This window comes from Streptomyces sp. NPDC036984 (genome assembly GCF_055607665.1).
In genome coordinates this window covers 167,395-188,373 of record NZ_JBVJRL010000010.1, presented here as the reverse complement: position 1 = coordinate 188,373, position 20,979 = coordinate 167,395, and the positions used below count along the sequence as shown (strand labels likewise).

Here is a 20,979-nt window from a genome sequence, read left to right as displayed (position 1 = left end):
TATCAATTCGGTACGAATAACACGATCTGATTGCCGGGCGGCGACCCATATCACCCCGCGCCCTGCTGCATCCCGACGGAAGATGGGGGTAGTCTCAGACGAACTGCATAAGTTACCGCTTAGTAATGTAGCTCAGCTCAGACAGCTCGTTCAGACCGAGGCCGCCTCAGGAGCCCCAATGCAACTCGCCGCGATCATCGTGTCGCTGGTCCTGATCGTGGTCGGCGTGGCACTGTTCGGCCGCGCCCTCCTCCAGATCTACAACTTCATGCGGCTGGGCCAGCCCGTGCCGGCCGGTACGCGGACCAACGATCCCACACAGCGCACCATCACCGTGGTCAGGGAGTTCCTCGGCCACACCCGGATGAACCGCTGGGGCGTCGTCGGTGTGGCGCACTGGTTCGTGGCGGTGGGCTTCTTCACCCTGCTGCTGACGATCGTCAACGCGATCGGCCAGTTGTTCCAGGCGGACTGGATCCTGCCGGTCCTCGGCGAGTGGGCGCCGTACAACATCTATGTCGAGTTCATCGGCACGATGACCGTGGTCGGCATCCTCGTCCTGATCGTGATCCGCCAGCTGAGCCACCCGCGCAGGCCGGGCCGCAAGTCCCGGTTCGCCGGTTCCAACTTCGGCCAGGCGTACTTCGTCGAGACCGTCATCCTCGTCGTCGGCGTCTGCATCTTCATGCTGCACGCCCTCGAAGGCGCCCAGCACCACGTGGACGGCTACGAGTCCTCGTTCTTCATCTCGTACCCGGTCGTCTCGTGGCTGGAGGGGATGGACGTCTCCACGCTCCAGAACCTCACCTACTTCTTCGCCGGCCTGAAGATCGCGACCTCTTTCATCTGGATGATCACGGTCGCCCTGAAGACCGACATGGGTGTGGCCTGGCACCGCTTCCTCGCCTTCCCGAACATCTGGTTCAAGCGCAACGCCACCGGTGAGACCTCCCTCGGCGCCCTGCTGCCCATGACGTCCGGCGGCAAGCCGATCAACTTCGAGGACCCGGGCGAGGACGACGTCTTCGGCGTCTCCCAGGTCGAGCAGTTCTCCTGGAAGGGCCTGCTGGACTTCTCCACCTGCACCGAGTGCGGCCGCTGCCAGTCGCAGTGCCCCGCCTGGAACACCGGCAAGCCGCTCTCCCCGAAGCTGCTGATCATGTCCCTGCGGGACCACGCGCACGCCAAGGCGCCGTACCTGCTGGCCGGCGGCGGCAAGACGACGGAGGGCGAGGAGAAGGCGTCCGAGGAGCAGCTCGCCTCGGTGCCCGCCGCCGCCCTGGCCGAGGCCGAGCGCCCGCTGATCGGCACCGCCGAGGAGAACGGCGTCATCGACCCGGACGTCCTGTGGTCCTGCACCACCTGCGGCGCCTGCGTCGAGCAGTGCCCGGTGGACATCGAGCACGTCGACCACATCGTCGACATGCGCCGCTACCAGGTCATGATCGAGAGCGCCTTCCCCTCCGAGGCGGGCACGATGCTCAAGAACCTGGAGAAGAAGGGCAACCCCTGGGGTCTGGCCAAGAAGCAGCGGCTGGAGTGGACCAAGGAGGTCGACTTCGAGGTCCCGGTCGTCGGCAAGGACATCGAGGACCTCACCGAGGTCGAGTACCTGTACTGGGTCGGCTGCGCCGGCGCCCTGGAGGACCGCGCCAAGAAGACCACCAAGGCCTTCGCCGAGCTGCTGCACATCGCGGGCGTGAAGTTCGCGATCATGGGCGGCGACGAGAAGTGCACCGGTGACTCCGCCCGCCGCCTCGGCAACGAGCCCCTGTTCCAGGAGCTCGGCATGGAGAACGTCATGGCCCTGAACACGGCGTTCGGCGAGGAGCTGGACGACGAGGGCAAGGTGACGCCCGAGTCGAGGAAGCCCAGGTCGGCGAAGAAGATCGTCGCGACCTGCCCGCACTGCCTCAACACGATCGGCAACGAGTACCCGCAGCTCGGCGGCGACTACGAGGTCATCCACCACACCCAGCTGCTCCAGCACCTGGTGGACGAGGGCAAGCTGATCCCGGTGACCCCGGTCGAGGGCATCATCACGTACCACGACCCGTGCTACCTGGGCCGCCACAACAAGATCTACACGCCTCCGCGCGAGATCATCGGCAAGGTCCCGGGCCTGCGCAACGAGGAGATGCACCGCCACAAGGAGCGCGGCTTCTGCTGCGGCGCCGGTGGTGCGCGGATGTGGATGGAAGAGCGGATCGGCAAGCGCATCAACAACGAGCGCGTGGACGAGGCCCTCTCCCTCAACCCCGACATCGTCTCCACCGCCTGCCCGTTCTGCCTGGTCATGCTGACCGACTCGGTCAACGGCAAGAAGAACGACGGCAAGGCCAAGGAGTCCATCCAGGTCGTGGACGTCGCCCAGCTGCTGCTCGACTCCGTCAAGACGCCGGTCGACCCGGCGGGCGAGCCGGAGACGGAGAGCGAGCCGGAGCCGGAGCCGGTGAAGTAACCGCGCCCCGCCCAGGACCGACGGCGCCCCCTGACCCGCACAGGCAGGGGGCGCCGTCGTGTCCGCGCGTGCCTCGCGGCACCGGCGCGGACGGTGGCCGGGACGGCGGGATTTCGGTCAGGCGCTCTTCGGGGCCGCCTGCTGCACCACCTCGAACGACCACAGGGTGGAGCCGGAGGCCGCCGGCTTCGGGCGTTCGCCGGCCTCGCCGCCGCCCTGGTGCGCGGACTTCATCGGGCCCTCCATCCACGCCTGGAACGACTCCTCGTCCCGCCAGCGCGTGTAGACGAGGTAGGTGTCGGTTCCCTCGACGGGCCGCAGCAGCTCGAACCACTCGAAGCCGTCGGAGTTCTCCACCGCGTGGGCCCGCGAGGCGAACCGCTTCTCCAGGACCTCCCGCTGCTCGGCGGGCACGGTCAGCACGTTGATCTTCACTACGCTCATGGACCCATCCTGGACCATGCCCCCGCCCGGCCTCGGCAGCCGGTGGTGGATCGCGGGAGGCGGTCCGGTTCAGAAGGCGGTGGTGAAGGCGTACACCAGCAGGACGAGCACGAAGCCGCCCCCGGCGAACACGTACGACAGCGCGGGCGCCTCCTGCCCGAGCAGGACCGGGCGCCAGCCCAGGTACAGCCCGGCGACCAACAGGGCCCGCACCGTCTGCCACGGCGCCGACCAGGCCCGTTCCTCCAAGGAGTCCGGGTCCGGGATCAGGGAGAAGATCGAGGCCATCACGGCGCCGAAGACCCCGGCGAGGAGAACGAAGGAGGTCAGCGCGGCGCCGCCCAGCTCGTCGTCCGCGAACGGCCGCCAGCGGCCGGCGGCCAGGGTCGGCAGGTCCCGGGACTCGTTGACGTACCCGCCCAGCTCCGGCGCGGACCGCGCCCACAGCACCTCGACCCGGGTGCCTTCGCGCGGCTTGCCGTAGGTGTAGGCGCCCACCGGGAGGCGCCGGGGGCCGCCGTCGACGGCGAGCACGAGCCGCGAGGTGTAGCCCTGCACCACGTCCTCGTCGTCCCGGTCCGCCCGCACCCGCAGCGGATCCCCCGCCACGCGTGCCGTGCCCACCTCGGCGCCCGCGTCCCGCAGCCTCTCGATCCGCTCGTCGGTCGTCATGCTCATCAGGCACGCGAACATGGCGCCGGACGCGAAGGCGACGAGCAGCCAGACGAGGGCCGTGCGCCCCTTGACCCAGAGTGCGGAGTCACCGAGGTCGAGCCGCCTCTTCCGCGTCGGCGGCCTCTTCGGCGGCACCGCCTCCTTCCTCAGTGACACCACCCGAAGACCCGGCGCCCCGTCCTCGTCCAGCAGCCGCAGCACCCACAGCCCCGCCACCCGCGCCGCCGCGCAGCCGGCGGCCACCCCACCCCACACCAGCGGTCCCTCCCACGGCCGTGGCATGGGCGCGGCCCCCAGCAGCCACAGGCAGGCGGCCGCCCCCGCAGCCCACCCCACCAGCCCGCACAACCGCACCAGCCACACCAGCACGGACGCCATCCGGTCCCCCTCCAGCTCCCGCCCCCGGCCCACCCGGCCCGAAGACCCCAGCGGTCACAGCGATCTCATACCGTTACCGAACGCATGTACAACCCCGGCGTCCCCCGGCGGGTCTCCTGATCGCCGACCGCCCGGTGAACGACGGGACAACCCACGACGAACACGGGCGGTCCACCCCATCATCAGCGGATGCCCCGCCGGGCATCCCCCGCATGCCGCAGGAGACCGCATGCACAAGCACCCGCGACTCGCCCTCGCGACGGCCACCGCAGCCGCGCTGACGGGCGGCCTGCTCACGTTCGCCGCACAGCCCGCCACCGCCGCCGACTCCGTCAAGGTGGCGAAGGCCGACTTCAACGGCGACGGCATCGGCGACATCGCCACCTCGGCGGCCACCGCCTACGTCAGCGGCCAGAAGAGCGCCGGCCAGGTCGTCGTCCTGTACGGCACGGCCACCGGTGTCTCCTCCGCCCAGCGCACCACCCTCAGCCAGAACAGCTCCGGCGTCCCGGGCACCGCCGAGGCCGAAGACATGTTCGGCGGCGACCTGGCGTACGCCGACTTCAACGGCGACGGCTACGACGACCTCGCCGTCGGCTCCCCGGGCGAGAAGGTCGACACCGACACCAACGGCGGCGGCGTGGCCGTCCTCTGGGGCTCCCCGAGCGGCCTGACCGGCCAGGGCATCAACCTCCCCGACCCGGCCGCCTCCTCCCACGACTTCTGGGGCCAGAACCTGGCCGCCGGCGACTTCGACGGCGACGGCAAGGCCGACCTGGTCGTCGGCAGCTCGGCCAGCACCCTCTACCTGTACAAGGGCGGCTTCACCACCGCCGGTGCCTACGGCAGCCGGACCACCGTCAAGCCGCCGATCGTGTCGGGCACCAACGACTACCCGTACGGCCCGCTCAACCTCACCGCCGGTGACGTCAACGGCGACGGCCGCACCGACCTCGTCGTGGACGGGTACGAGACCACGACGCAGTACGGCTGGAACACCAACTACTGGCTGCCCGGCACCTCCACCGGCCTGAGCGCCGCCTCCGCCAAGACCCTCAAGCCCGGCCTCGTCACCGCCATCGGCGACATCAACGGCGACGGCTACGGCGACATCGTCAGCGGCGCCGACTGGGACGCGAAGACCAGCGACGGCACCGCCATCCCCTACGCCTCCGACGGCGGCAAGGTGAACGTCACCTACGGTTCCGCGTCCGGCCCGGCCTCCACCACGGGCATCACCCAGAACACCGGCAACGTGCCCGGCTCCTCGGAGAAGGGCGACGCCTTCGGCTGGGAGCTGGACCTGGGCGACATCAACGGCGACGGCTACCAGGACCTCGTCGTCAGCAGCCCGCAGGAGGACATCGGCGGCGTGACCGACGCGGGCAGCGTCACCGTCCTGTACGGCTCCGCCTCCGGCGTGAACACCGCCTCCGGCGCCCAGTCCTTCGGCCAGAACACCGCGGGCGTCCCGGGCGGCGACGAGAAGTCCGACCTGTTCGGCGCGGACGTCAAGCTGGACGACGTCACCGGCGACGGCAAGGCCGACCTGGTGATCGGGTCGTACGAGAACAGCGGCGACGGCGCGGTGACCTACCTGCCGTCCAGCGGCACCAAGCTCACCACCACCGGCTCGCGCTCCTTCGGTGCGTCGACCGTGGGCGTCTCCACCACCGGCGCCCCGCAGTTCGGCGCGGTCTTCGCGGACTGAGCCGGCGCTCCCGGCAGCCCCGCACCCGCCGCGGAACCCCGAGGAATGCCGGGGGCCGCGCCTGACGGCCCCTTAGGGGATGTCACAGGTCGGCCGCAAAGCCGGGCCCGGACCGCCGGGCCCGGCACGTCGGCGTCCCGGACCAGGTACGTTCGATGACGTGGCTGGATTCAGGATCGGACGCGGGGGCCGGGACAACCGCACCCCCCAGGGACAACAGGCGCCGCAGGGACCGTCGTACGGGCACGGACAGCAGCACGGTCAGGGGCGCGGACCGGGTCGGCCCGGGAGGCCGTCGCAGGGGCAGCCGCCGTACGGCCAGCCGCCGCAGGGACGGCAGGGCGGCGCCTCGTACGGCTATCCGTCGGCGCCGCAGCCGCCGTACTCGCAGCCGGGACAGCCGTACGGATACCCGCAGCCGGCCGACGACGGACCGGAGTACTTCGGCGACGGCGGCTACCCCGACCCCGGCCACGCCCCGCAGGACCCCTACGCGGCCAACAACCCCGGCCACACCCAGGCCTTCTCCATCGACGAGGCTGCCGGCTACACCCAGGGCGCGACCTACCACGCCGGCTCGGCCGCCGCGCCCGCCGCCCCGGTCGGCCCGCCCCTGCACTGGAAGGAACTGCTGAAGGGGATCTTCCTCTCCCCCGACCAGACCTTCCTGCGCATGCGGGACTACACGATGTGGGCCCCCGCCCTCATCGTGACCTTCCTCTACGGCCTGCTCGCCGTCTTCGGCTTCGACGGCGCCCGCCAGGACGCGATCAGCGCGACGCTCTCCAACGCGGTGCCGATCGTGCTGGTGACGGCCGTCGTGATGGTGCTGGGCCTGTTCGTCCTCGGCGTGGTCACCCACACCCTGGCCCGCCAGCTCGGCGGCGACGGCGCCTGGCAGCCCACGGTGGGCCTGTCCATGCTGATCACGGCCCTCACGGACGCCCCCCGCCTCGTCGTCGCCATGTTCTTCGGCGGCGACGCCGGCTTCGTCCAGCTGCTCGGCTGGGCGACCTGGGTCGGCGCGGGCGTCCTGCTGACGCTGATGGTCCGCCGCTCCCACGACCTGCCCTGGCCGAAGGCGCTGGGCGCGTCGGCGATCCAGCTGATCGCACTGCTGTCGATCGTGAAGCTGGGCACGTTCTAGCTTTCCGTGAACGCCGAAAGGGCCCCCGGCACGGCAGCCGGAGGCCCTTTTTCATGTGTCTGGGAACTAGGCGTCCAGAACCTGCCCGGCCCGCTTCACCACGGGCGGCTCGACACTCCACGGGAAGTTGATCCAGTCATCGGTCCGCTTCCACACGTACTCGCACTGCACGAGGGAGTGGGACTTCTCGTAGATCACCGCGGAGCGCACCTCGGCGACGGTGTCGAGACAGAAGTCGCGCACCAGCTTCAGGGTCTTGCCGGTGTCCGCGACGTCGTCGGTGATCAGCACCTTCTTGTCGGAGAAGTCGATCACGTTCGGCACGGGCGCGAGCATGACCGGCATCTCCAGGGTGGTGCCGACGCCCGTGTAGAACTCCACGTTCACCAGGTGGATGTTCTTGCAGTCGAGGGCGTAGGCGAGCCCGCCGGCGACGAAGACCCCACCGCGGGCGATGCTCAGCACGACGTCCGGCTCGTACCCGTCGTCCGCGATGGTCTGCGCCAGCTCCCGGATGGCGGTCCCGAACCGCTCGTAGGTCAGGTTCTCGCGCACGCTTGCGTCCGTCATGTCGTCGTCGCCCTCACACCTGGGTCCGATGGAAGTTGAGGAAGGACCGCGAGGCGGTGGGCCCGCGCTGCCCCTGGTACCGGGAGCCGTACCGCTCACTGCCGTACGGCGACTCGGCGGGCGAGCTCAGCCGGAACATGCACAGCTGGCCGATCTTCATTCCCGGCCACAGCTTGATGGGGAGCGTGGCGAGGTTGGACAGTTCCAGCGTGACGTGCCCGCTGAACCCGGGGTCGATGAACCCGGCGGTGGAGTGCGTGACCAGCCCGAGCCGCCCGAGCGAACTCTTCCCTTCGAGCCGCGAGGCAAGATCGTCGGGCAGCGTGATGACCTCGTAGGTGGAGGCCAGCACGAACTCTCCGGGGTGCAGGATGAACGGCTCGTCGCCCTCGGGCTCGACCAGCCGCGTCAGATCCGCCTGCTCGACGGAGGGGTCGATGTGCGGGTACCGGTGGTTCTCGAACACCCGGAAATACCGGTCCAGCCGTACGTCGATGCTCGACGGCTGCACCATGGATTCGTCGTAGGGATCGATCCGTACCCGCCCGGCGTCGATCTCGGCCCGGATGTCCTTGTCTGAGAGAAGCACGTAGCGAGGATACGCAAGGCGCGCGGAACCATCGCAACCACGACGGCCCCGCGCGCCTGCGGTGACCCTCCGGCTACAGCCGGTGGCATTTCCCTGCCTTGTCGTTCACCGCTTAACGCTTACGGCTTCTCGCTCACCGCTTCTCCAGGATGACCGGCACCGCACTGCGCAGCCGGGCACAGCGCGGACACCGCACGAGCCGGCCGGGGCCGAGCCGCTCGGCCTGCTGCATCGGGAACGAAGTGGTGCTGAAGACGTGACCGTCCGCGCATCGGACGACGGTGCGTTGCATCAAGTCCCTCAAGTCCCTTCCCCAAGAGCCGCGTCCGGCGCTGCTACCCGGACGACAAAAGCCACATTACGGGATCAAAGAGACGACTCTCCAGGCGGCACCCCGGCCTCACCGGACCCCTCGCCCACGCCCCCACGGTACGCCCCAACTCACGTCAGCCGCAGCCGGATCCCGCCCCTGAAACAGACTCAGACCCCCGGGGTTCGAGCACCGGAGGTCTGCGATGATGTAAAGTGAGCAAGCGTCCGGACACCGGCCCCTCGAGGGCCCGTCCATACTTACGCGGGTGTAGTTTAATGGTAGAACATCAGCTTCCCAAGCTGAGAGCGCGAGTTCGATTCTCGTCACCCGCTCTTCTTGTAGCCCCAGGCCACCGGTCTGGGGCTTTGTCGTTGTCGGGCTGCGCCGAGCCAGCGGACTCCGGTATCCCGTTCTCCTCCCATGCCCGGTGTCAGAGGGGTGGGGCAGAGTGACGGGGATGACGCCCGTCCCGCATCCGCCCGGGGCGGGCGAAGCTCCACGGTGAGGGGTGGTATGCCGAAGATCCCGAAAGGGCGGCGCGTGGGACAGGCCGCCGTGAACGCGCTGCGCGCTCTACTCGAAGAGCACGACCACATCGTTCAGGAGATATCCGGGCAGAACGACTTCGGCGAGGACTTCTACGTCACCTTCGCCGACGGTGGCGAGATCACCAGCGACACGATCAAGGTCTAGGTGAAGGGCGGGGGCAGCTGGCGCCGGGGCAATGGCTACGCGGTGCCTGTCGATCACCACGGCGACACCTGGGCGGACGGGAACATCCCCGTCTACTGCGTGGTGTATGACCCGGACACCACGAAACTGCACTGGGCGAACGCCACCCAACAGCTACGGCGGTCCGGTCCGTTCAATCCGCCGCGCTTCATCGGTGTCAGCCCGAACGCGGTGCTGAACGACACCACCATGGCGTCCTTCGTCACTCAGGCCCGCCGCTACGTCGGACGCTACCGAGGCCGACAGGCCGTCCTCACCCACCTCGGCGAGATGTCCGGAGTCGATTTCGCACCGGAAGACCACGTGCTGCACTTCGTCAACGGCTACGACGACGACCTCGTCTTCTGGAAACGCCCGGGGGACGCGCTGGCAACGCTGCTGCTCAGCGCCCACGACTGGGAGCCGTATCTGGTCAGCCTGGAGTCCCTGATGCGCTCCGAGGTCGCGCCTCCGGAGGACCCGAACAGCGGCGGTCCCGTGCACGAATGGGGCGACGACGACCTGCCGACCGCCGACGACCTGGAGCTGAGCCGAACCGAAGTCATGTGGGTGGCCTCGTGCTTCCTCTCCGCCCGGCAGGCCGGCGAAGGACCTGAGGACGACCTCGTCACACCTGTCGAGTGCGAGAGGTGCCCGAGCGGCACAGGCGAGGAGCCCGAGGAACACGGCAACATCTCGGCGGACGTGCTCCACGCATACGTCCTCGCCCGCATCATCGACAGAATCGAGGCGGAGCCCGACCTGCTGCAGCGCTCGACCCTGGCCCTGCGCGAGGACGGTGAACTCCCACCGGAGATCGTCGCCGAGCTCGGCCCCCTCGAAAGCGAGCCACGCATCGTCCGCCAGGTGAACAATCTCGGCCGGGCAACGGTGACGACGATGGACGACATCGAACCAGAGGCATTCCGGCTCGCCGTCCACTACCTCATCCACCGTATCTACATCGGCGGCCCCTCACTCCCCCTCGACGAACAGATCAGGATCCTCTGGCGCATCCCCGAGCCCAAGCGCTTCAGCGGTGTCGACCGATCCAGCGTCCGTTCGCGCGCGTCCCGGACCTCAATGCACCGTCTTCGGGACCGCTGGGGTCCAAGCGGCGAATCCTGAACTCAATCCCGTGCATCGATAGAGATATAATCGATGGCGGAGTTGATATCAAAGGAGGTGTAATCGATGAGCCGAACTGTGATCGACCTCGACGATCAGCTGGTGGCGGACGTGGCGAAGGCCCTCGGCACCAGCACCAAGAAGGAGACTGTGAACACCGCGCTGCGCGAGGTGCTGGAGAACCGGCGGCGGGCTCTGGCGCTCACCCGCCTGCGGGCGTCGGCAGAAGAGGGCGCCTTCGACCTCGGTCTCTTCGAGGACAAGGGCAACTACCGCCGGTGAACGCCGCGCAATACCTGATCGACACCAGTGCGCTCGCCCGCATGCTGCGCGGCGACGCCGAGCAGTTCGGATGGGACCAGGCAGCAGCAGCCGGGCTCATCGCCACCTGCCCCATCACCGAGCTGGAGTTCTTCTACAGCGCGCGTTCCGCCGCCGACCGGGCACAAGGCATCGAAGACATGCGTCTGCTCTTCGGCTGGGTGCCGGTCGACGACCGTGCCTACGACCGCGCCTGGCGGGTCCAGGAGGTCCTCACCCAGCGCGGACAGCACCGCAGCGCCGGGGCCGTCGACCTCGTAGTGGCTGCCACGGCCGAGTTGCAGGGACTGACGCTGCTGCACCGCGACCGGGACTTCGAGTGCATCGCCGCCGTCACCGGCCAGGCGCTCCAGTGGTACGGCCCAGAAGCCGGCAAATGAGCCAAGGGGCCAAGCGCCGGCTGTCCTGAGGGGTACTGCCGCCCGTACGGGGGGTTATGCGGTGGTGGTGCATAGGTCCGGCCCTATTGCTCGCAGTGGTCGCGTCCTCCGGAACACGGACCGTAGCACGAATGCGCAGGTCAGGGGCCATGCGAGCGTTCAGGCGACGTCGCTTCCCAAGCTGAGAGCGAGTTCGATTCTCGTCACCCGCTCCACTGTGAAGGACGCGCCGGAAGGAAGCACACGCTTCTCACCGACGAAGAGCAGCCCATCAGGCCCCGGCTCGGCGTAGTCCTGCAGGCGGCGTGCCCTCACTCCCGTCCGCAGACCGCCGACGGCAAGCGAGCGGTGACGCTGGGCCGGACCGGGACGCCCGGCTCGGTCTCCTTCCGAGTCGAGGCCCTCGACAGCAAGGGCACCAGCGTCACCCGGACGCGGATCAACGCCTACCGCACCACGAGGTGACCGGAGAAGTTTCCGGCGCGAGGCAACCCTTTGCGAAGCCTGTGACCACAAGGAGTCGGATCCGGCCATTCATGAGCCTGGATCCGCCTTCGTCTGGTGAACGGCATGCAAGGAGAACACCTCCCCATGAAACACCCCACGAACGGCGGGCGCCGCGGGCGTCACCGCCGTCGCTGGACCGCGACCGGTCTGCTGCTCGGCGTGCCCGCCATCGTCGTACCGTATTTCCTGTTCGTGCAGGAGGACTCGCAGGCCGCGACGGTCGACGGCGATGCCTACTACCGGCTGGTCTCCGTGCGCAGCGGCAAGGTGCTGGACGTCAACAGCTTCTCCACCGCCGACGGCACCCGTATCCAGCAGTGGACCGACCAGAACACCGCCAACCAGCAGTGGAGGCTGAAGCCCACCGGGGACGGCTACTACGAGCTGGTGAACCGCAACAGCGGCAAAGTGCTGGGCATAGCGGGTGATTCGACCGCCCAGGCGGCCGCCGCCGAGCAGCAGACCGACAGTTCCGCCACGTCTCAGGAGTGGCGGATCGACGATGTGAGCGGTTCCGACGCCGTCACCTTCACCTCCCGCAGGAGCGGCCTGGTCCTGGACGTCTCCGGAGGGTCCACGGCCCAGGGCGCGGCAGTCATCCAGTATCCCGACAGGGGCAGCACCAACCAGCAGTGGAAGCTGGTGAAAACGGCCGAGACCCAGGCGGGCGGGTCGAGCGGGGCGCAGACCACGGCCGAGGCCGGACCGTATGTGTGGAACAACGCCCAGGTGGTGGGCGGCGGTTATGTCACCGGGCTGGTGTTCAACCCGCGCGAGAAGGGTCTGCTGTACGCGCGCACCGACATGGGCGGCGCCTACCGCTGGGACGCCGCGGCCGAGCAGTGGATCCCGCTGACCGACTGGGTCGGCGAAAAGGACTGGAACCTGCTGGGCATCGATTCGCTGGCCACCGACCCCGTCGACCCCGACCGGCTCTACGTCGCGGCGGGCACCTACACCAACGACTGGGCGGGCAACGCCGAGTTGCTGCGCTCCACGGACCGGGGCCGCACCTTCAAGCGCACCGCTCTGCCTTTCAAACTGGGCGCCAACGAACACGGCCGCGGGGCGGGCGAGCGGCTGGCGGTCGACCCCGCGGACAACGGCACCCTGCTGCTGGGCACCCGCAAGAACGGGCTGTGGCGCAGCACCGACCACGGCATGACATGGAGTCAGGTCTCCTCGTTCCCCGTGAAGGACGGGGCGAGCAGCGGCGCCGGCATCGCCTTCGTGACGTACGGCCCGGCCGGCAGCAAGACGGTCTACGTCGGCGTCGCCGACAAGTCCACCTCCCTGTACCGCTCCACCGACGGCGGCAACACCTGGCAGGCCGTCTCCGGTCAGCCCACCGGCCAGCTGCCGCAGCACGGCGTGCTCTCCGGTGACGGCTCGCTGTACCTGACGTACGCCGACTCCATCGGCGACGCGACGGCGGGTTCGGTGTGGAAGTACACGCCGGCCGGCGGGGCGTGGAAGGACATCTCCCCGTCCCAGGGCCGCTACGGGTTCTCCGGTCTGGCCGTCGACCCGCAGAAGCCGTCCACGGTGATGGTCGCCACCCTCCACCGCTGGTGGCCCCAGGACGAGCTGTACCGGAGCACCGACGGCGGCACGACTTGGAAGGCACAGGCCGCGAAATCCGAGCGGGACGCCTCCGGCGCGCCTTACGTCGGTACCGGCATCGGGCACTGGATGACCGCCCTGGCCATCGACCCCTTCGACTCCGGGCACGTGCTGTACGGCACCGGCAGCGGCATCTGGCGCAGCAAGGACGCGGGCGCCACCGACACCGGCGGCGCCAGCCACTGGATCGTGGGGGCCCGCGGGCTGGAGGAGACGTCGCTGATGGACGTGATCGCCCCGCCCGGCGGCGCCACCGCCATCACCGCCATGGGGGACCTGGGCGGTTTCCGCTACGACTCCCTGACGAAGGTGCCCGCCGGACGGCTGGACAACCCGATGATGATCACCAGCACCGACATCGATTTCGCCCAGTCCAACCCCTCGGCGATGGTCCGCGTCGGCCGTGGCGGCGCGCAGGACGGCGCCTACTCCACCGACGGCGGCAGCAGCTGGAACGGCTTCAAGTCAGAGCCGGTGGGCAGCGCCGACAGTGGCCATGTCGCGCTCGCGGCGGACGGCTCCGCCATCGTCTGGACCGAGGCCGGTCAGGCCCCGTACCGCTCGACCGACAAGGGGGCGAGCTGGTCGAAGGTCGGTGGCCTGGGCAGCAGCGCCGTGGTCGTCGCCGACCGCTCCTCCGCCAAGACTTTCTACTCACTGGACGGCGGCACGCTCTACGCCAGCACCGACGGCGGCGCGACCTTCACCGCCCGGGCCACCAACCTGCCCGCCGGCCGGCTCGCGGCCGTCCCCGGCATCGCCGGGGACCTGTGGATCGCCGGCGGCGGCAAGGGGCTGCTGCACTCCACCGACGGCGGCCGCACCTTCACCACGCTCACCACGGTGCGGTCCGCCTCCGCCCTCGGCTTCGGCAAGGCCGCGCCGGGCTCCGACTACCAGGCCCTGTACCTGATCGGTACCGTCAAGGACGTCACCGGAGTCTTCCGCTCCACCGACAAGGGCGCCACCTGGCTCCGCGTCAACGACGACGCCCACCAGTGGGGCAGCATCGGCGGTGTCGGCGTCGTCACCGGCGACCCCGACACCTACGGGCGCGTCTACGTCGGCACCAACGGACGCGGCCTCCAGTACGGCGACCCCTCCTGACACCGACGCCCGAGCGGGGTCGCAGGCACAACGGCCTGCGGCCCCGCCGTGGCTGGGGGCCTCGCTTCGTCCTGCACGAGCCGGTCTCTGGCCTGGTCACGGGCACTTGGAAGCCGTGGCATCCGGAGTTCTCGTGCTGGAGGTAATGCAACAGCTCCTGGAGCAGCCAGGCGTGCGCATGCCCACGCCCTCGTGCCGGATCAGCGTCTGTGCCTGATGGGCCACTTCGGCCAAAGCTCGTGCCGTCCGTGTCCACCGATCGGTGGACGTGAAGTTCAACCCGTCACCTCTGTCTGCCAGTCACCCTGGCCAGCAAGGCTTTCGGGTATGAATTCATTCACTGTGCGCCTGGCGCGCTGGAGTGCTCGGCACCCCTGGCGGGCCATCGTCGGCTGGCTCGTGTTCGTGGTGGTGTGCCTGGGGGTCGGCAGTGCCGTCGGCACACACAGCGCGACGACGGCCGACTACCGGGTCGGCGAGGCCGGCCGGGCGGAGGCGATGGCCGCCGAGGGGCACCTGGAGCGCAGATCCACCGAGCAGGTGCTGATCTCCTCTCGGTCGGGGCCTGTCGATCGCAGGGCGGCCGAGGCCGCCGCGGGCGAGCTGACCGCGCGGATGCGGCGGCTGCCCGACGTGGCGGGCGTGGCCGACCCGGTGCTGTCCGAAGATCGCGGGATCCTCATGGTCGAAGTGGCCCTGAAGGGCGAGGAGCGGGACGCGAAGGACAAGGTCGGCGCGCTGGTCGAACAGACCGAGGCCGTGGGGAAGGCGTACCCGGGGCTGAGGCTGGAGGAGACCGGCAGTCCCTCCGTCAGCAAGGGAGTCGACCAGCAGCGCGGTGACGACCTGGCACTCTCGGAGAAGATCACGCTTCCCATCACCCTGATCACGCTGTTGGTCGTGTTCGGGTCCGTGACCATGGCGGGAGTGCCGCTGCTGCTCGCGCTGTCCTCGATCGCGGCGGCCGTCGGGCTGTCGATGGTGGCGTCACATCTGTCCCCCGACGCCGGGGTCGGCACGAACGTCATCCTGATGATCGGTCTCGCGGTCGGCGTCGACTACACGCTTTTCTACCTCAAGCGGGAGCGGGAGGAGCGTGCCCGCTCGGGTGGCCGGCTGAGTTCCGAGGCGCTGGTGGAGCTGGCCGCGGCGACCTCGGGCCGGGCGGTCGTGGTGTCCGGGCTCGCGGTCGTGGCCTCCACCGCCACGCTGTATCTCGCCGCCGACGTCATCTTCTCCTCGCTGGCCACCGGCACGATCGTGGTCGTCCTGGTCGCGGTGGCCAGTTCCCTGACGGTGCTGCCCGCGCTTCTGGTCAAGCTCGGGAAGCGGCAGGAGCGCAGGGCGCGGCGCCGCGCCGAGCGCGGGAAGCCAGCGCGCCGGATGCGGGCCGACGGCGGGGGCCGCGTGTGGGCGGCTCTGCTGCGCCCCGCGAGCGGGCACCCCCTGGCCACCCTCTGCGTCTCCGTTCTCGCCCTGCTCGCGCTCGTCACCCCGCTGGCCGGGCTGAAGATCACGGAGATGAGCCGGGACACCCACTCCCGCGACATCCCCGCCATGCGCGTGTACGACCGGCTCAACGAGGCGTTCCCGGAGCACCGGGTCGCGCACCAGGTCGTCGTACGGGCCGACGCCGCGCGCGCCGGCGAGGTCGCCGGGGCTCTGCGGGAGGTGGCCCGGCGCGTCGGCGACGACCCGCTGTTCGCCGGCGCCTCGCGCGTTTGGACCTCCGCCGACCGGCGGATCAGCACGCTCGAACTGAAGGTGCCGTACCTGGGCAACTCCGAGCAGGCGTACGACTCCCTCGACCACCTGCGAGACCGCTACCTGCCCGCGACCGTGGGGCGGGTCGCCGGGGCGGAGTTCGGGGTGAGCGGGGACGTCGCCCGGTACGCCGACTATCCCGCTCACCAGAACGGCAAACTTCCCTTGGTCCTCGGGGCGTTGCTGCTGGTGACCTTTGCGATGACCGCGTACGCGTTCCGCTCGGTGGTGCTGGGACTGATCGGTGTCGGGCTGAACCTGCTGTCCGCGGCGGCGTCGCTCGGGCTGCTCGTCCTGGTCTTCCAAGGGTCCTGGGCCGAGGGGCTGTTGGACTTCCACTCCACGGGTTCGATCGGATCGCGCGTACCGCTGTTCCTCTTCGTGATCCTCTTCGGGCTCTCGATGGACTACCAGGTGTTCGTGGTGAGCCGCATCCGGGAGGCCGTACTCGCGGGCGTGCCGACGCGGCAGGCCGTTCTCGACGGAGTCCGCCGGTCGGCGAGCGTGGTGACGAGCGCGGCGGTGGTGATGACGACCGTCTTCGTGAGCTTCGTCTTCCTGCACATCATCGAGATGAAGCAGATCGGCTTCGTGCTCGCCGCGGCCGTGCTGCTCGACGCCTTCATCGTCCGGATCATGATCCTGCCGTCGGCGATGCTGCTGCTCGGGGAGGCGAGCTGGTGGCCCGGTCGGGCAGCGGTGCGCACGGCCGCGGCCTCGGCCCGAACGGCCGACGGGCGGCCGGTGGTCGACGTACGTTGATGGGTATGACCGCTCCGACCGCTCCCCTGGCCGACGCCTTCTGGGCCACGTCGCTGCGCCGGTGGAACATGGTGTGCTGGGTGCTGTTCGGTGCGATGGCCGTCGGACTGGTGACGACGGCTCCGCCCGGCGGAGGCGCGTACAAGCCCCTCGCGCTGCTCAGCTGCGTGGTGCTGTGTTACGCGGTTCTCGACCGCTTCCCGGGGAATCCCGTCGTACGTCCGCAGGTCTACCTCTCGGTGCTCGTCCTCGCGCTCGGCGGGCTGGCTCATGCGGGCAGCAGCTATGCGGCGTTGTTCATGGTGACGCTGCCGCACTACTGGATGTTCGGGCGCACGCCGAGGGCCTCGATGGGATTCCTCGGGCTGGCCACCGGTACCACGCTGGCCGGGAGCCTGGTCCGGCAGGGCTGGTCGGCGGAGTTCTTCGGCGAGACGCTGGTGTCCACCCTGATCGTGGTCGCGGTGGGTGTACTGATCGGCCTGTGGGCGCACTCCGTCGTCGCGCAGAGCAGCGAACGGGCGCGGCTCATCGAGGAGTTGGAGCAGACGCAGGCGCGTCTCTCCGAGGCGCACCAGCGCCAGGGCGCGGCGGACGAACGGGAACGCATCGCACGGGACATCCACGACACGCTCGCGCAGGGCTTCGCGTCGATCATCGTCCTCGCGGAGGCGGCCCGGGCGGGCATGACCGACGATCCGGCACGTAGTGCCCAGCAACTGCGGTCGATCGAGGCCACCGCCCGGGAAAACCTCGCCGAGGCACGTGAGTTGGTCGCTTCGGCCGGGCAGCCGGGCCCGGGCCGGGTGGTGTCCGGTTCGGTGGCGCAGACGCTGCGCCGCACGCTGGACCGCTTCGCGGAGGACACCGAGCTCGTCGTGGACGCCGACCTGGCAGACCTCGACTGCGACCAGCAGACCCGGATCGCGCTGCTGCGCTGCACCCAGGAGTCCCTGGCCAACGTGCGCAAGCACGCGGGGGCGTCCACGGTCGGCGTGGTGCTGGTCCGGCGGCCGTACGGAGTGGAGCTGGAGATCACCGACGACGGAACCGGATTCGTGGTGGAGGAGTCGACGGGCTTCGGGCTGGACGGCATGCGCAAACGACTGGCGGAACTGGGCGGGAGGCTCACGGTGACGAGTTCGGTGGGTGACGGGACGCGGGTCCTGGCGGTGATCCCCATGGCGGACGAGGTGGAGGCATGAGCGAGGGGGGTCTGCGCATCGTCGTGGTGGACGATCACACCGTGATGCGCGCCGGAGTCGTCGCTCTGCTCGCCGACGAGGCCGGTATCGAGATCGTCGGTGAGGCGGGGGACGGGCGTGCGGCGCTGGACCTCGTGGAGCGGTTCGACCCCGACGTGGCTCTGGTCGATCTGCGGATGCCCGTCCTGGACGGGGTGGCGACGACGACCGAGATCGTCGCCAGGTATCCGCGCACCCGGGTCCTGATCCTGACGACGTACGACACGGACGTGGAGATCGAACGCGCGGTGGAAGCCGGTGCCATCGGCTACCTGCTCAAGGACACCACGCGCGAACAGCTCGTCGACGCCGTGCACGCGGCGGCACGCGGCGAGACGGTGCTCGCTCCCCGGGTCGCCGCGAAGCTGGTGGCGCGGATGCGCCGGCCGGCCCAGGAACCGCTGACCGAGCGCGAGACCGACGTCCTCGACGCGGTGGCCGACGGCCTCACCAACGCCGAGATCGGCAGACGCCTCGTCATCGCCGAGGCCACGGTGAAGACGCATCTGCTGCGCCTGTTCGCCAAGCTCGACGTGAACGACCGGACGAGGGCGGTGGTGGTGGCGATGGAGAGAGGGCTTCTGCCGCGGCCGCAGCCTCGACCTGCGGTGCGGAAGTCCGATTGAGGCCGACGCCGCCCAGCGGCGAGCCGGTCGGCGACGGGGCGTGGGCGGCTCGCCCGGCCCGGGGAAATCGCCGTGTGGTCTTCGTCTCCCTTTCGGGGGCTCGGCGCGCTCGTCGGGGTGCCGGCCCGCGATGACGACAGCGGCCGCGTACGGATCGTCGCAGGAGGTCACAGCGCTGTGGGCGGAAGCGCTCGTCGGCAATACTGCACCCCCGGAAACCAATATCTGTGGTCGCCACGTAAGAAATCGGCGCGGCGCACTACAAGTATTCCTGCGACCTCAGGCGGCCCAGAATTACTTACGGCGCGGGGGCGACCCCGACGTGCTACTGTCGTCATCAGTTGCAGGTGTGGTTGCCAGAAGGTTTTTCCGACGGCTGATCATCACGGCGACACGGAATACGCACAGGGTGTATTCCTGGCACCGTCTCCGAAGGAGAAACAAAATGGCTACTGGTACCGTGAAGTGGTTCAACGCGGAAAAGGGCTTCGGCTTCATCGAGCAGGACGGCGGCGGCCCCGACGTCTTCGCCCACTACTCGAACATCGCCACCCAGGGCTTCCGCGAGCTGCTGGAAGGCCAGAAGGTGTCGTTCGACATCGCGCAGGGCCAGAAGGGCCCGACGGCCGAGAACATCGTTCCCGCCTGACGCACCGGCGCTGACGCATACTTCGCAGCTGGGGCCCGCACCTTGGGGTGCGGGCCCCGGCTCGCTTTATTTCCAGGGTGATTCTGCCCTGTCATTTCCGGCTCGTTCTCGCGATTCTCTGCGCCGCTCATTCTGCTGCGGAAATTCCTTGATACGTGCCCGCATCGAGGAAGGTTCCGCATGAACCGCACCCGTACCACTCGCGCACGCACCACTCGCACGTACGACCGCTTCGAAGGAAGTGCCGCGGGACGCTCCGGCGGTCCGCGCCGCTCCAGCGGTTACGGAAACCGGCAGCCCGCGCGGGGCGAGTTCGCCCTGCCGAAGACGGTCACGCCCGCGTTGCCCGCCGTCGAGTCGTTCGCCGATCTCGCCATGCCGGCGCCGTTGCTGGCCACCCTCGGCCAGGAAGGCGTGACCGTACCGTTCCCGATCCAGGCGGCGACCCTGCCGAACTCGCTGGCCGGCCGTGACGTACTCGGCCGCGGCCGCACCGGGTCGGGCAAGACCCTCGCCTTCGGCCTCGCGGTACTGGCCCGTACGGCGGGCCGGCGCGCCGAGCCGCGCCGGCCGCTGGCCCTGGTCCTCGTCCCCACCCGTGAGCTGGCCCAGCAGGTCACCGACGCGCTCGCGCCGTACGCCCGCTCCGTGCGCCTGCGGCTCGCCACCGTCGTCGGCGGCATGTCCATCGGCAGGCAGGCCGGTGCGCTGCGGGGCGGCGCGGAGGTGGTCGTCGCGACGCCCGGCCGGCTCAAGGACCTCATCGACCGGGGCGACTGCCGGCTCGACGACGTGGGCATCACGGTTCTCGACGAGGCCGACCAGATGACCGACATGGGCTTCATGCCCCAGGTCACCGCCCTGCTCGACCAGGTGCGCCCCGAGGGCCAGCGACTGTTGTTCTCGGCCACCCTGGACCGCAACGTCGACCTGCTGGTCCGCCGCTACCTGACCGACCCGGTGGTGCACTCCGTCGACCCGTCGGCCGGTGCCGTCACCACGATGGAGCACCACGTCCTCCATGTGCACGACGCCGACAAGCACCGCACGACCACCGAGATCGCGGCCCGCGACGGCCGGGTCATCATGTTCCTGGACACCAAGCACGCCGTGGACCGGCTGACCAAACACCTGCTGGACAGCGGTGTCCGCGCCGCGGCCCTGCACGGTGGCCGTTCCCAGCCGCAGCGCACCCGGACCCTGGCGCAGTTCAAGGACGGTCACGTCACCGTCCTGGTGGCCACCAACGTCGCGGCCCGCGGCATCCACGTCGACAGCCTCGACCTGGTCGTCAACGTGGATCCGCCGAGCGACCACAAGGACTACCTGCACCGTGGCGGCCGTACGGCCCGCGCCGGGGAGTCCGGCAGCGTCGTCACCCTGGTGACCCCCGCCCAGCGCCGCGGCATGACCCGGCTGATGGCTTCGGCCGGGATCACCCCGCACATCACCCCGGTCCGCTCGGGCGAGGCGGAGCTGAGCCGCATCACCGGCGCCCAGGCGCCCTCCGGCGTCCCGGTGGTCATCACCGCGCCTGTGGTGGAACGTCCCCGGCGCGCGTCTTCGCCGTCCCGGGGCCGCCGGGGCCGCACCGGCCAGGGCCGACCCGTCGGCGCGGGGGTGCGCCGCGGGGCACAGCGGCGGCCCGGGAACGACTCGGCCGCCTGATCCCGTCATGGCGGGTCCCCGGGTCGCGCACCTGACCGTGTGCGACGGGGGACGACCAGCCATGTGAGGACGGGCGGGAAACCGCCTCAGGATCCCGGTGGGGGGCCCGGGGAGGAGCGCGGGGGGGGGCAACCCCCCTTGTTCTCCTTCTTCTTCGGCACCCCCCATCCGACCCGAGGGGAAAAAAACGTCTCCCCCTTC

The 20,979-nt window shown here is 69.8% G+C and carries 18 protein-coding genes and 1 tRNA gene; 14 read left to right on the top strand and 5 right to left on the bottom strand.

Going from position 1 to position 20,979, the window contains the following annotated elements; genetic code table 11:
- The first annotated feature begins 178 nt into the window (after positions 1-178).
- Positions 179-2,461: a (Fe-S)-binding protein gene (locus ACZ7DL_RS20405; protein WP_470775647.1), complete on the top strand. Its 2,283-nt coding sequence runs from the start codon at positions 179-181 to the stop codon at positions 2,459-2,461.
- Positions 2,462-2,578: 117 nt separating this feature from the next.
- On the opposite strand, the gene ACZ7DL_RS20400 is transcribed toward ACZ7DL_RS20405, so the two are convergent.
- A complete protein-coding gene (locus ACZ7DL_RS20400) occupies positions 2,579-2,905 on the bottom strand; it encodes an antibiotic biosynthesis monooxygenase family protein (protein ID WP_470775646.1) in 327 nt (108 codons plus the stop codon).
- Positions 2,906-2,974: 69 nt separating this feature from the next.
- Positions 2,975-3,958: a hypothetical protein gene (locus tag ACZ7DL_RS20395; protein WP_470775645.1), complete on the bottom strand. Its 984-nt coding sequence runs from the start codon at positions 3,956-3,958 to the stop codon at positions 2,975-2,977.
- Positions 3,959-4,187: 229 nt separating this feature from the next.
- Between ACZ7DL_RS20395 and ACZ7DL_RS20390 the strand changes: the two genes are divergently transcribed.
- Positions 4,188-5,669 carry an FG-GAP and VCBS repeat-containing protein gene (locus tag ACZ7DL_RS20390; RefSeq protein WP_470775642.1) on the top strand — a complete coding sequence of 494 codons (1,482 nt, stop codon included), beginning with the start codon at positions 4,188-4,190 and terminating at the stop codon, positions 5,667-5,669.
- A gap of 79 nt (positions 5,670-5,748) precedes the next feature.
- The gene (locus ACZ7DL_RS20385) at positions 5,749-6,816 is read left to right on the top strand and encodes a Yip1 family protein (protein WP_470775640.1); all 1,068 of its coding nucleotides are present in this window, start codon (positions 5,749-5,751) and stop codon (positions 6,814-6,816) included.
- A gap of 66 nt (positions 6,817-6,882) precedes the next feature.
- Here ACZ7DL_RS20385 and ACZ7DL_RS20380 read toward each other — a convergent pair whose 3' ends face one another.
- The 3 genes from ACZ7DL_RS20380 to ACZ7DL_RS20370 form a co-directional block, all read right to left on the bottom strand.
- Positions 6,883-7,386 carry a phosphoribosyltransferase gene (locus ACZ7DL_RS20380; protein ID WP_470775638.1) on the bottom strand — a complete coding sequence of 168 codons (504 nt, stop codon included), beginning with the start codon at positions 7,384-7,386 and terminating at the stop codon, positions 6,883-6,885.
- Positions 7,387-7,399: 13 nt separating this feature from the next.
- A complete protein-coding gene (gene dcd / locus ACZ7DL_RS20375; RefSeq protein WP_067033216.1) occupies positions 7,400-7,975 on the bottom strand; it encodes a dCTP deaminase in 576 nt (191 codons plus the stop codon).
- A gap of 133 nt (positions 7,976-8,108) precedes the next feature.
- The gene (locus ACZ7DL_RS20370; protein ID WP_470775636.1) at positions 8,109-8,267 is read right to left on the bottom strand and encodes a hypothetical protein; all 159 of its coding nucleotides are present in this window, start codon (positions 8,265-8,267) and stop codon (positions 8,109-8,111) included.
- Between the two features lie 282 nt (positions 8,268-8,549).
- Between ACZ7DL_RS20370 and ACZ7DL_RS20365 the strand changes: the two genes are divergently transcribed.
- The 11 genes from ACZ7DL_RS20365 (at position 8,550) to ACZ7DL_RS20315 (ending at position 20,778) form a co-directional block, all read left to right on the top strand.
- A tRNA-Gly gene (locus ACZ7DL_RS20365) sits at positions 8,550-8,620 on the top strand.
- Positions 8,621-8,828: 208 nt separating this feature from the next.
- Positions 8,829-8,981, top strand: a complete 153-nt coding sequence (locus tag ACZ7DL_RS20360) for a hypothetical protein (protein ID WP_470775635.1) — start codon at positions 8,829-8,831, stop codon at positions 8,979-8,981.
- A 42-nt stretch (positions 8,982-9,023) separates the two neighbouring features.
- Complete coding sequence (locus ACZ7DL_RS20355; RefSeq protein ID WP_470775633.1) at positions 9,024-10,127, top strand: DUF4365 domain-containing protein; 1,104 nt, start codon at positions 9,024-9,026, stop codon at positions 10,125-10,127.
- A 66-nt stretch (positions 10,128-10,193) separates the two neighbouring features.
- Positions 10,194-10,409, top strand: coding sequence for a type II toxin-antitoxin system VapB family antitoxin (locus tag ACZ7DL_RS20350; protein WP_102932945.1), 216 nt, complete (start codon positions 10,194-10,196; stop codon positions 10,407-10,409).
- Positions 10,406-10,828, top strand: a complete 423-nt coding sequence (locus ACZ7DL_RS20345) for a PIN domain-containing protein (protein ID WP_470775632.1) — start codon at positions 10,406-10,408, stop codon at positions 10,826-10,828. The genes ACZ7DL_RS20350 and ACZ7DL_RS20345 overlap by 4 nt, the downstream gene beginning before the upstream one ends.
- Before the next feature lie 591 nt (positions 10,829-11,419).
- Positions 11,420-14,065 carry an RICIN domain-containing protein gene (locus ACZ7DL_RS20340; protein WP_470775630.1) on the top strand — a complete coding sequence of 882 codons (2,646 nt, stop codon included), beginning with the start codon at positions 11,420-11,422 and terminating at the stop codon, positions 14,063-14,065.
- 327 nt (positions 14,066-14,392) lie between these two features.
- Complete coding sequence (locus ACZ7DL_RS20335; RefSeq protein WP_470775629.1) at positions 14,393-16,591, top strand: MMPL family transporter; 2,199 nt, start codon at positions 14,393-14,395, stop codon at positions 16,589-16,591.
- Positions 16,592-16,596: 5 nt separating this feature from the next.
- Positions 16,597-17,796: a sensor histidine kinase gene (locus ACZ7DL_RS20330; RefSeq protein ID WP_470775627.1), complete on the top strand. Its 1,200-nt coding sequence runs from the start codon at positions 16,597-16,599 to the stop codon at positions 17,794-17,796.
- Positions 17,793-18,461, top strand: a complete 669-nt coding sequence (locus ACZ7DL_RS20325) for a response regulator (RefSeq protein WP_470775626.1) — start codon at positions 17,793-17,795, stop codon at positions 18,459-18,461. Before ACZ7DL_RS20330 ends, ACZ7DL_RS20325 begins: the two co-directional genes overlap by 4 nt.
- Positions 18,462-18,906: 445 nt before the next feature.
- Positions 18,907-19,110, top strand: coding sequence for a cold-shock protein (locus ACZ7DL_RS20320; RefSeq protein ID WP_030648194.1), 204 nt, complete (start codon positions 18,907-18,909; stop codon positions 19,108-19,110).
- 180 nt (positions 19,111-19,290) lie between these two features.
- On the top strand, positions 19,291-20,778 hold the full coding sequence (locus tag ACZ7DL_RS20315; RefSeq protein WP_470775624.1) for a DEAD/DEAH box helicase: 1,488 nt from the start codon (positions 19,291-19,293) through the stop codon (positions 20,776-20,778).
- Positions 20,779-20,979: the final 201 nt, after the last annotated feature.

What these genes read in the sequence shown, in the direction of transcription:
- ACZ7DL_RS20405 (WP_470775647.1), top strand. Translation starts at nt 179, where the DNA reads ATGCAACTCGCCGCGATCATCGTGTCGCTGGTCCTGATCGTGGTCGGC.
- ACZ7DL_RS20400 (WP_470775646.1), bottom strand. Translation starts at nt 2,905, where the DNA reads ATGAGCGTAGTGAAGATCAACGTGCTGACCGTGCCCGCCGAGCAGCGG.
- ACZ7DL_RS20395 (WP_470775645.1), bottom strand. Translation starts at nt 3,958, where the DNA reads ATGGCGTCCGTGCTGGTGTGGCTGGTGCGGTTGTGCGGGCTGGTGGGG.
- ACZ7DL_RS20390 (WP_470775642.1), top strand. Translation starts at nt 4,188, where the DNA reads ATGCACAAGCACCCGCGACTCGCCCTCGCGACGGCCACCGCAGCCGCG.
- ACZ7DL_RS20385 (WP_470775640.1), top strand. Translation starts at nt 5,749, where the DNA reads ATGTCACAGGTCGGCCGCAAAGCCGGGCCCGGACCGCCGGGCCCGGCA.
- ACZ7DL_RS20380 (WP_470775638.1), bottom strand. Translation starts at nt 7,386, where the DNA reads ATGACGGACGCAAGCGTGCGCGAGAACCTGACCTACGAGCGGTTCGGG.
- ACZ7DL_RS20370 (WP_470775636.1), bottom strand. Translation starts at nt 8,267, where the DNA reads ATGCAACGCACCGTCGTCCGATGCGCGGACGGTCACGTCTTCAGCACC.
- ACZ7DL_RS20350 (WP_102932945.1), top strand. Translation starts at nt 10,194, where the DNA reads ATGAGCCGAACTGTGATCGACCTCGACGATCAGCTGGTGGCGGACGTG.
- ACZ7DL_RS20340 (WP_470775630.1), top strand. Translation starts at nt 11,420, where the DNA reads ATGAAACACCCCACGAACGGCGGGCGCCGCGGGCGTCACCGCCGTCGC.
- ACZ7DL_RS20335 (WP_470775629.1), top strand. Translation starts at nt 14,393, where the DNA reads ATGAATTCATTCACTGTGCGCCTGGCGCGCTGGAGTGCTCGGCACCCC.
- ACZ7DL_RS20330 (WP_470775627.1), top strand. Translation starts at nt 16,597, where the DNA reads ATGACCGCTCCGACCGCTCCCCTGGCCGACGCCTTCTGGGCCACGTCG.
- ACZ7DL_RS20325 (WP_470775626.1), top strand. Translation starts at nt 17,793, where the DNA reads ATGAGCGAGGGGGGTCTGCGCATCGTCGTGGTGGACGATCACACCGTG.
- ACZ7DL_RS20320 (WP_030648194.1), top strand. Translation starts at nt 18,907, where the DNA reads ATGGCTACTGGTACCGTGAAGTGGTTCAACGCGGAAAAGGGCTTCGGC.
- ACZ7DL_RS20315 (WP_470775624.1), top strand. Translation starts at nt 19,291, where the DNA reads ATGAACCGCACCCGTACCACTCGCGCACGCACCACTCGCACGTACGAC.